Source organism: Burkholderia sp. Nafp2/4-1b (genome assembly GCF_003635165.1).
In the GTDB taxonomy this organism is placed as follows: domain Bacteria; phylum Pseudomonadota; class Gammaproteobacteria; order Burkholderiales; family Burkholderiaceae; genus Burkholderia.
In genome coordinates, this window is the sequence record NZ_ML058616.1 from 465,782 (window position 1) to 475,091 (window position 9,310).

Consider the following 9,310-nt stretch of genomic DNA (forward strand, 5'->3'; position numbering starts at 1 on the left):
TCACAAATCGAGATGTCGATAGAACTACTTCGCAAGGGCCTCAGCCTCCTTGTCGATGGAAGTTAATAGTCCAACCTGCCATGCGGCTATTTCTCGATACTTAATACACGGGCTCCGGCCATCCATGCGGACAACACGAGCTGAACTCGTCAGCGGAAGATGGTTCACGCGGGTTCTATGTCGAACCGGTCAATGCCTGAAACCCCGATGACTGTACGCCGTTTCTATAAAGTGAAGCGCTGCCGCCGCATCGATATTGACACGTGAACAGAAATGATACAGATTGATAAAGTCCGGTATACGACAAATACGCCAACTACACTTTTCAGAAACGCGCCACATCTCGCCAGCTTAGTATGACACTCATGGTCGCGCCCGCACATTGCCTCATCACACAACGACGACCATCGAATTTATGACTAGCACTATAGGAGACCATATGCCAGATCGCCTACTCATAACACAGAATGCACAATTTTACTTCCCGAAAGCAGAGCTGACAGATGACTCGATAGGTGCCCTGTTAGACGCCGCATCTCAAAATATCGAGAAGAATAGCAATTTTCTGATCGATGAATTTAGGCAAGCGCGCACCGTACCCAATACAGATTTCACGTTCACGTATTCTGCAAGAGCATTTCCTTCGTCCCGACCGGTCTATTTTTTGACCGAGGATTTCCAAGATATAATATATGCGTACATCGTCATAATCGAAATCGGAAAATACATATCGATCTTCAAAAAAAGCTGCACCAATATATCCGACAAAATCGACGAACATTTCAATGCGGTCGACCACTCACTTCTTACATCGACCTTTGATGATGACGAAGTCGAGTTTCAAAAAATTGCACTGCGCAATATGACGATATCAGAGCGCGCGATGCGAGCAAGATCATATGAAGCCGCTGATTTAAAAGGCCTACTGTCGACGCACGCCGCCGGGCGATCAATTCCCTATTTTCTGAAAATTCGTCAAGGTTCAAACTTAAAAACAATTTCTGCGAACTCTGGTCGAGTAGTCGAGGCCTCGGAACGCAAGAAGCTCGATGAAATCGCGCTTTGGGCAAATGGCCAAGTTCATTTAATTGAAAATCCAAATGCAAACAAGGCGTTTTTGGACTCCTTTGCAAAATTAGTCGATCTTAACGAGGTGTTAGCCGTCACAGATCCTTCGGCCATTTTGATCGAAAGCGCGATGCTACACGACAGAATAATTAGAGAAAAAATCCCGGCTTCCTACAAAACACGAAAGAAGAAGTTGCTATCACTAAACAAGGGCCGACTTGATCGAATCTTCGAAATTTTGGAGAAGGTGTATGAAGTCGACACAGACTTAAAGATAATCGGCCACGAAAACACTTCAAGGCTCAGAAAGAACGAGAAATCGATCACATTACTATCCACCCCTCTTCAGAGAATCAAGCTTACAGAGAACGGAAAGGATGTCTCTCTTCAGAAATACATCATTAAAAACGGATTCTTTAGTATTTGCTTCGAAGACCCCAAGTACATGTATTTCATGGGACGATGCTTTGAAGACTCATCCGGGATTTCCGAAATCGACAGCATACTAGACATTTTGATTGCAAAACCCGAGATCGCAAATGCTACTAGCGAAAAGGGCAAAATCCAATCAACCTCAACTGCATTCGATGCCAATTCGATGTTTGGTATAGCAGAGACCATTCATGCTCATGACGATTACGTTTTTTGTGATGATCTGGGTAACGAATGGGCCGATCATATTACCCTGAACAGTGCAGACTCATGCATTTGCTTTATTCACTCGAAACATGGGGATGTTAGTCGATCCGCAAGCAAGCTTCATGACGTTGTGGGCCAAGGCATAAAAAATCTCGGGAACATGTATTTCTCAAAGGAACAATTCACAAAGAAGGTCGACGAAAAATTTTCCAACGGTTATTCCCAAGATTCGATACAGAGCGAAATTAGCCGGACCAGAAAAGGCGATTGCGCCGCGATCGACGACTACGTTAAACACCTCTTGCAAGACTATAAGCTCCACCGAAAGGCGATCCTATCGTGCTCGTTTATATCGAAATCCGCCATTGAGATTGAATTTAATAAAATAAAAACCAAGCAAGCTGTTACGGGTAATATCATACAACTGCTTTGGATTCTGTCGTCTTTCGCGCATGCCGCGAAGGATATGAATGTCATCCCCATCATTTACTGCCAGGAATAAAAATGCGCGCGCCGACCGCCCCGTCTACAGGAGGGCATCGGTGCGCAAACTGCTGAAGCGAGATGCAATCTCTATACCCACTCGTCATCGCCCTCGCGCTCAAAGGAGAAGTTGGAGGTGCGCGGCGCAATACAAACACTGAGGCGATGGATGGGCGCGAGCGAGCGTACCGTACAGAACTGGCTCTCTGCGGTTCGGGGACCGAGCAGCCCACATCTGGTAGCCCTGGCCAAACATTCGAATGCGGTTCACGAAGCGCATTTATCGCTCGCAGGACGAAGCGAGGCATCCGCCTCGCAGATCGAAATCTCGATAGCGCTACGTCGTGAGGCGTTCGGTCTGCCTGCCCGCAGTAGTTAGAAGAGGGCGTTCATTCCAAGCCAGCAGGGGTGCATTTGGCCAGCCACGCCGAGGCGCGGCCGACTGAGAGATGGTGAAGCTCTGCAGCTATCGACGGGTCTTGTACACGCGCTTAAACACGACACGGTCGCCGAACATCTTCTGTATGAGCAGGCTAAGTCCGGCAAACACAACTGCACCTGTAATCCAGCCGCCTACTGACATGGACTCGGGCAGGTGCCGATGCGCTTGATAGCCCGCGAACGCGGCGGCAAGCAGCGCCGCGCCGAAAAGCCCTCTTGCCGGTCCATACTCAACTTCAGCCTGACACCCCGTGCAAACCGTCGCGCCGCGCGGAACCCCAGTGCGGCAGTGAGTACAAGTCATATTGCTCATTATTTTTACGATCTAGGCTATAGAACCACTCGACTGCAAGACGCAGTGAGTCCCTTTAAACGCATAACGACATAAAGGTAAGATTCTTTAGATAAATTCGCAACGCCTCAACATACGAATTCTAGATCACGCAATTTTCTCGACCAGCAGGCCGATTTTCGAAACAATGCACGGCCAAACTGCCTGAGCTCAGGCAGTGGGTTCAAGAACCGGCTGCTCTAAGGCAATCATTTCCACGACGGACTGGAGTTCGCATAACAAGTCCGCCTGTTGGACCTGTAGGTACTGGCGCACCGACTCGTTCTCAAGCAGCCTCGCAAGATAGCCCTTTGCGAGCACGAGGTTGAGCACGTCCTGTCCATAAGTCTGCTCGACCACCTTATACTGTCCCTGCAGATTGCTCATCTCCCGTTCCATCTTTGCCATTTGCTCGGGGCTCACGCCGGCAAGCTTCCTCGGTTTCTTCCCTTCGATCAGCCGCGAAGCCGGCGTCGCGACGAGCAACGCTTCAGCGTACGAGACAGACAGGTTGTTTGCTGCCACCATGAGCTCGACACATTCGACTTGCCGCGTCGGCTTCATCTTCCTCAGAGCTCGCGCGAGCTCCGGCGAAAACTGCCGGTCCTTCAACAACTCAGTCGCTTCAGCACAAATCCCATCCAGCAATGCCATCCTCTTCATGATCTGCGACACATCTACGGACAGCGCCTTCGCGAGTCGCTCCGGGGACACCCCGCGTTCAACGGCCCGGCGAATCATGAAATGCTCCTGGATGGTCGATAGTCGATTGACGCGGTTGTTGTACGTGTAGCTCTCATCGTCCGTGGCAACGAGGCACGACGCGGTGTTGAACTGGAGCTCCTGCAACGCGATCAGTCGCAGATGCCCATCGAGCAGAACGTGGTTGCCCGATGCCTGATCGACCGGCGTCACCGAAAGCGGCTCGATCAAGCCCACCTCCTCGATGGAACTTCTGATCTGCTTGAATTTTCGCGAGTTCATCATGCCGGCAGGCGTGCGCCGTGATGGCAGGATGCTCGCGATCGGAACGGAAAGTGGTTCCGGAATGAATCCAAGTGCTACGCCGGTCATGCTGGACTCCCGCTCGGCCAGACACGTTCTGCCAAATACTTCGGCAAAGTCGCCAGTTCCTCAGCGCGCAGCAGGTTGACGAAGTTCTCATCCGCAAATAGCTGCCTGAGCGCGCCGACGATGAAGAGCAATCGCTGCTGCGTAAATTCCGCCTTCCGCACCATCGTTTTCTGTCGCTCAACTTCATGCTGATACGTTCGGACGAGGCTCGATGTGGTCACGTCCATCACCTTGCGCGTCATGTTTCGATTCGCCGTGCGGCCGAGCGCTTTCCTCCGCTCGATGACGCGCCGAGCATCCATCAACTGGCGCCCGCGCAATCTCCCCGATTCATATGCCTCCTGCAGTGCCGCCTGGATTGCCTCATCATCGTCGCCGGCACCGACGATCGAAAGCGCCGCGTTCAGCGGAATTCGGCCTTTCTCGACGGCGATCACAAGGCGTTCTTCACCCTGATGCAGCAGCGTCAAGATCCCCTGCACATAGTGTTGCGTGAGGCCCGTCTTCTCGGCGATCGCCTTCGGGGCGTATCCGCGCTCCTGCAGTTCGCGTATGCCGGCGAGCAGCTCGAGCGGTCGGCACTGTCGTCTCGCGATGTTCTCCGTCAGGCTCATGATGAACGCGTCTTCGTCGCTCACGCTCACCACCAGCGCTGGTATCGTCGTTTCTCCGAGCGATCGGAACGCCTTCAGTCGTCCCTCCCCGCACACGAGGAGATACTTCTCAACACCACTGGCCGTTGCCCGTGGCGTGACCAGGATCGGTTTCTTCAGGCCGATCGTCTTGATGTTGCTGACGATTTCGTCGAAAACTCGACCATTGCGCTCGCGAGGATTGATCACCTCGATCTGGCTGATGGGAATCATCCGAACCTCACCGGGCTGCTCACGCTGAGTCATGCTCTTCTCCTCAGCCGAGCACGCTGTGCCATACCGTATAAGTAATCCAGCGTGTCGAAACGATAGCTCTCGAACTCGATTGGATTCCAGTCCGCGAGACTGATACGAGGCTGCCAAAAATCGATGTGAGGCAGCAGGTAATAGTCGAGCGCCGTCGAGTTGCTCTGATCCAATCTGACCGCGACGGTGATATCCGGCAGCAGGCTCGTGTCGAATCGCACCTTCCAGTGGTTACGGCCGCTGCCGCGCACTTGGCACCGTGACAGTACGATGCAGGCAGTGAACTCCCGATTCACGGTCAGCAGGTCCGTCGCCGGATCACGCGACACGGATCCGCCGAGATCCGCGATCTTCTTTTCCGTCTCGGCAACGATCTCTGGGTGCAGTTGCCGAATGAAGCGATTCGTTTCGATATAACGATAGTCACGGCCCGGCGTGAAGCCGACCGTCTGGTACGCACGAATCAAGCTGCCGAAGCGATATACATAAACCGAGGTGGACGGCATGCCCTCCGTTTCGTCGATCACGACGCCCGATAGAAAGCCTCGGCTTCGGTACAGATTTCGCAGACGCTCGATAAGCTCCTCACTCGAGTAGCGCCGGGCGCGCGCCCGCATAATGCCCTGCGCGGTATAGAACGTTTCGCTCGGCACGATGGATTCGAACGCACCCTCCTTGCGTATCCACATCTCCGACGGATTCGTGACGCGCGACTTCTTCAGCTTGAACGACACACGGTTGTAGACGTTGTTGCCGATGTACTTTTCGTTGGTCAGCACCTCCCGAATAGTTGCCCGAGTCCAGGGACGCCCAAGGTCCGTCGGAACATTCATGCCGTTCAGGCGTGCGGCGATCTCGTGCTCATTGAGTGACTCATTGATGAACCAGCTGTAGATGAGGTTGACGATACGCACCTCGCTATCCGGGCCCGGCATCAGAATGACGCGGTCCGTCTGCAGGCACTTGTGTTGGCCGCGTTGCAATTCCCCCTTCATGAGGCCATGCTCGTCCACCAGGATCCGGCGTAACGCGTAGCCTGCAGGGCCGCCTTGCCGGAAACCGAGCTCGATCAACCGGCACTGACCAGCGAAGACTTTCGCTGACAACTCGCGGCTGTACTCACCGGCCATCGCACGCTTCACACCTTTGACGATCGTCGAAACTGGCGAGCCGTCGTTCTCGAACTGTTCGGCGCAATAGGCAACCTGGATGCCTGCGCGCCTGCAGATGTACTCGTAATAGGCACTTTCGTCTGCATCCTGGAATCGTCCCCAGCGGCTTACGTCGTAGACGAGGATCACCTGGAAATCGGCCATGCCGGTTTCCACGTCCCGGATCAGCTGCTGCAGCGCTTGGCGCCCATCGATGCGCAAACCACTTTTACCCTCGTCGGCGTAGGTCCGTACGATCTCGAGATCGCGACGAGCAGCGTAGTCGCGAATGCGATCACGCTGATTCTCCGTCGAGTATTGCTGATGCTCCGTCGACATCCGAACGTATTCAGCAGCCCGCATCCTGCAGGCCTGCTCGTCAACGGATTCGCATGTGCAATCGAGGTCCACGATCCAGCTCCCACTGGCAACCGCCCCTCGCTGCGCCATCCCCGACATCAACTAGGGGATTTGTATCGGCGAACGCGTCGCGCCTTGCAATGACGTCGAATGCGAGCGAGTACACAGCCAAGGTAGCAGGCCATAGACCCTTGTCGTACACGTCATCTCTTTGCAATCACGCCGGAGCAGGCCTCGGCTCAGATAGCACCGCGATGTGCACCGTCCACGCGTTCATCTTTGCAACGCCGGCCTCAACTGCGTTGCGCAGAATATAAAACCCAGATGCCAGCGGGCGATGGGCCGGCCACACGTCCATGTTTGCAACAGCACTAGCAGTGCGCCGCGCATTTCGTCGTCGCTGCATCGCGCAATTGCGATCGCGATAGGCTGGATGCGTCTCGCGGTAGTGCCGCCAGTAGTCAGGATGTCGGGCCCGCCAGGTGGCCTGGGCGCGGATCTGATTCTCGCGATAGTCGGGATCGACTCGCATGCGCTGGTGCTGCCATGCACGCCGGCGAGCACGCTGGCACGCCTTGGCCGAGCAGAAGCGTTGATGCGGGATGTGTAAGAGCGGAGTGAAGGGTGTGCCGCAGGCGGCACAGATCCGATCCGATTTCATGGCCGTGCTCCACAGAGGAATCGCAGTGGGGCCGGCCGTGTTCGGGGCCAGGGTCAGTTGAAGCCAGCTCACGGGACGCGGCGTCCCACCCTCGCAGATTTTCCCGCTCTTGGAGCCGCTCTTGAGCTTTTTCTAGGCCTGGACCTTCCGAGGGCCGCGCGAGCCGCTCATAGAGCTCACTGGTTATTAGGGTCGCGCCCAAACGCTACTACTTTGGCGTGGAAGTAGACCAGTCGCAACAACTCCGTCGTCGCCACAAAGTGCTTGTGGCGGACGTCTTCGTAAGTCTTTGATTTTTAGTGTACGGCGTCTCATCAACTAAGACGCCCTACGCGTAGCCCGGACAAGTAAATGTGACGGACTCCACAATCCTGCGACTGTGCGGCTGATAGGTAATCGCGTCTCTCGTACATACTGCAGCAGCCGCATCGCTATCTCGCCCTGCGGACTCTTAATCCGTAGGTCGAGTGTTCGAGTCACTCACGCCCACAAAAATTCTGTTGTAAATCAATGAACTACGCCGCTTCTTCAAGCGGCGTTTTTTCTTTCCGGTCCGAGCTTGACCAAAACTTGGCCGTGTCCGCGTGGGCGGCCACATGGCTCGGCGCGAGGTGGGCTACTTCTGCACCATCTCGATAGTCTCCCACACCCTCCCAGCTCCTTCAGCACCAGCAGCGGCATGCCACGCTGTACGTGCCAGCGCTCACCCAGGTGTGCCGCAAATCGTGCCAGCGAAAGTCCTTGATGCCCATCAGGCGACAAGCTCGGTTGAATTCGCGCTTGTCGTTCTAGTGAATACGGGCCGTCAGCCCTCCATTCGCAACATCACCCCTGATCAGCGTCGTACCCGACTTGGGGCAGCGGGCGCTGGAACAGCTTCCGACGCGTTGCGGCGACGCGGGATACCGCAACTCCCCGGTATTCGATGACCATCTTGGCGGTTGCATTATCATTGTGGTTTTTGCTTCCAACTGGTTGTTTCCTGCGCTGCATGAGCCAGAACATCAAGAACGCACTCCGAGCCGCAGCAAAGCAGCTGCACCCCTCAACGGAGGGGGCTGAGCACAACAAGCACCCGACGGTTGGGCCGACTGTCCTCAGGTACATTCGGACTCCCCGCCCCGTGGTCGGAGCCACGTTTGCCGATTTCGGCACATTCTGAACCTTGAGCAGGCATCAACCACATACCCCATGTCGAAATCAATTTCCTCGTTGGAAGAGCAGTACGCTCACCTCAATGCAGCACAACTGCGCCGGATTCTCATTGAGCACTTGACCAAGCAGAAGCTGGGGCTCTATTGGGAGCACGACTCTCTGGAGCGCGACACAAAGCTCAACGGTGACGTCGTACTTCCGGTACTTGATAAACAGGCCTCGCTTCCTTCCGCTGACGGCAGCTACCGCAACTTGGTTATCGAGGGCGACAATTTCGACTCGTTGCGCCTTTTGCGCGCGACCCACGCGGGCAAGATAAGGGTTATTTACATTGACCCTCCATATAACACCGGCAACAAGGACTGGGTTTATAACGACCGGTTTGTGGGAAAGAACGACCGGTGGCGTCATTCCCAGTGGCTAGAATTTCTTTATCAGCGCCTGCGGCTCGCTCGGGACCTGCTTACGCCGGATGGCGTCATCATGGTCTGCCACCCATACGACCCGCTGACCACAACCAACTCAACCAAGGAGTCGGAAATGGCTGTCGCCAATATTAAAGCGCTGTTCCGTAAACGCAAGCAGCAAGACCCGAAGACCGTGCTTCAGATGATCCTCCGCAGCACGCCTGACAAACCAAAACGAGGTTGGCCATACCTGCCGTGGATGGCCGTCATCGACGCGCACTTCAAGCTGTTCGGATTCGAGCCTGGCGATCGCGTCTATCTCGAGATCAACCACCAGACCCGGCAAATCCATATCACGCCGGAGTATGGCGATCTTGAGTTCCGCGAGCAGCCCTACCATCAACCGGACTGTCGGCGGCCTTTCGCACGCTAAAGGGACAAGGGTCGCTTTACGCGGCCCTCACTGCGTCGGTAATGGCCAGCGTCTGGAAAGTCTCTCCACGCGCGGTTACCGAGCGCGGAGACTAGCGCGGTTTTCAACAGCTATCGTCAACAACCGTAACACCAACGGTCAACAGGTCGATGGTGCTGATCTCTTGTAGCCGTATTTCCAGCGCCCAAAATGCAAAAACCCCCGCCTT

7 protein-coding genes and 1 pseudogene are annotated in these 9,310 nt (G+C 54.9%); 2 read left to right on the plus strand and 6 right to left on the minus strand.

The features are described 5' to 3' along the window. Positions 1 to 439: 439 nt before the first annotated feature. On the plus strand, positions 440 to 2,209 hold the full coding sequence (locus tag C7H84_RS25370) for a hypothetical protein (RefSeq protein WP_121861323.1): 1,770 nt from the start codon (positions 440 to 442) through the stop codon (positions 2,207 to 2,209). Positions 2,210 to 3,133: 924 nt separating this feature from the next. Here the strand turns inward: C7H84_RS25370 and C7H84_RS25375 are convergent. The 6 genes and pseudogenes from C7H84_RS25375 to C7H84_RS36535 form a co-directional block, all read right to left on the minus strand. Then, complete coding sequence (locus tag C7H84_RS25375) at positions 3,134 to 4,036, minus strand: plasmid partitioning protein RepB C-terminal domain-containing protein (protein ID WP_121861324.1); 903 nt, start codon at positions 4,034 to 4,036, stop codon at positions 3,134 to 3,136. Further along, the gene (locus tag C7H84_RS25380) at positions 4,033 to 4,935 is read right to left on the minus strand and encodes a ParB/RepB/Spo0J family partition protein (RefSeq protein WP_046544129.1); all 903 of its coding nucleotides are present in this window, start codon (positions 4,933 to 4,935) and stop codon (positions 4,033 to 4,035) included. Before C7H84_RS25380 ends, C7H84_RS25375 begins: the two co-directional genes overlap by 4 nt. After that, complete coding sequence (locus C7H84_RS25385) at positions 4,932 to 6,545, minus strand: recombinase family protein (protein ID WP_121861325.1); 1,614 nt, start codon at positions 6,543 to 6,545, stop codon at positions 4,932 to 4,934. Before C7H84_RS25385 ends, C7H84_RS25380 begins: the two co-directional genes overlap by 4 nt. 118 nt (positions 6,546 to 6,663) lie before the next feature. Then, positions 6,664 to 7,107 (minus strand): hypothetical protein, encoded by a 444-nt coding sequence (locus C7H84_RS25390; RefSeq protein WP_121861326.1) that lies wholly within the window; start codon positions 7,105 to 7,107, stop codon positions 6,664 to 6,666. A gap of 515 nt (positions 7,108 to 7,622) precedes the next feature. Then, positions 7,623 to 7,880 (minus strand): annotated as a pseudogene (locus C7H84_RS37220) (tyrosine-type recombinase/integrase); the annotation flags it as partial. Between the two features lie 52 nt (positions 7,881 to 7,932). Next, a complete protein-coding gene (locus C7H84_RS36535) occupies positions 7,933 to 8,115 on the minus strand; it encodes a hypothetical protein (RefSeq protein ID WP_162999358.1) in 183 nt (60 codons plus the stop codon). Between the two features lie 183 nt (positions 8,116 to 8,298). On the opposite strand from C7H84_RS36535, the gene C7H84_RS36960 reads away from it, so the two are divergent. After that, entirely contained in the window at positions 8,299 to 9,102 is an 804-nt protein-coding gene (locus C7H84_RS36960) for a DNA methyltransferase (RefSeq protein ID WP_205611457.1), read from the plus strand. The last annotated feature ends 208 nt before the right edge of the window (positions 9,103 to 9,310 follow it).

Coding starts and splice junctions, on each gene's coding strand:
- C7H84_RS25370 (WP_121861323.1), top strand. CDS start 440: ATGCCAGATCGCCTACTCATAACACAGAATGCACAATTTTACTTCCCG.
- C7H84_RS25375 (WP_121861324.1), bottom strand. CDS start 4,036: ATGACCGGCGTAGCACTTGGATTCATTCCGGAACCACTTTCCGTTCCG.
- C7H84_RS25380 (WP_046544129.1), bottom strand. CDS start 4,935: ATGACTCAGCGTGAGCAGCCCGGTGAGGTTCGGATGATTCCCATCAGC.
- C7H84_RS25385 (WP_121861325.1), bottom strand. CDS start 6,545: ATGTCGGGGATGGCGCAGCGAGGGGCGGTTGCCAGTGGGAGCTGGATC.
- C7H84_RS25390 (WP_121861326.1), bottom strand. CDS start 7,107: ATGAAATCGGATCGGATCTGTGCCGCCTGCGGCACACCCTTCACTCCG.
- C7H84_RS36960 (WP_205611457.1), top strand. CDS start 8,299: ATGTCGAAATCAATTTCCTCGTTGGAAGAGCAGTACGCTCACCTCAAT.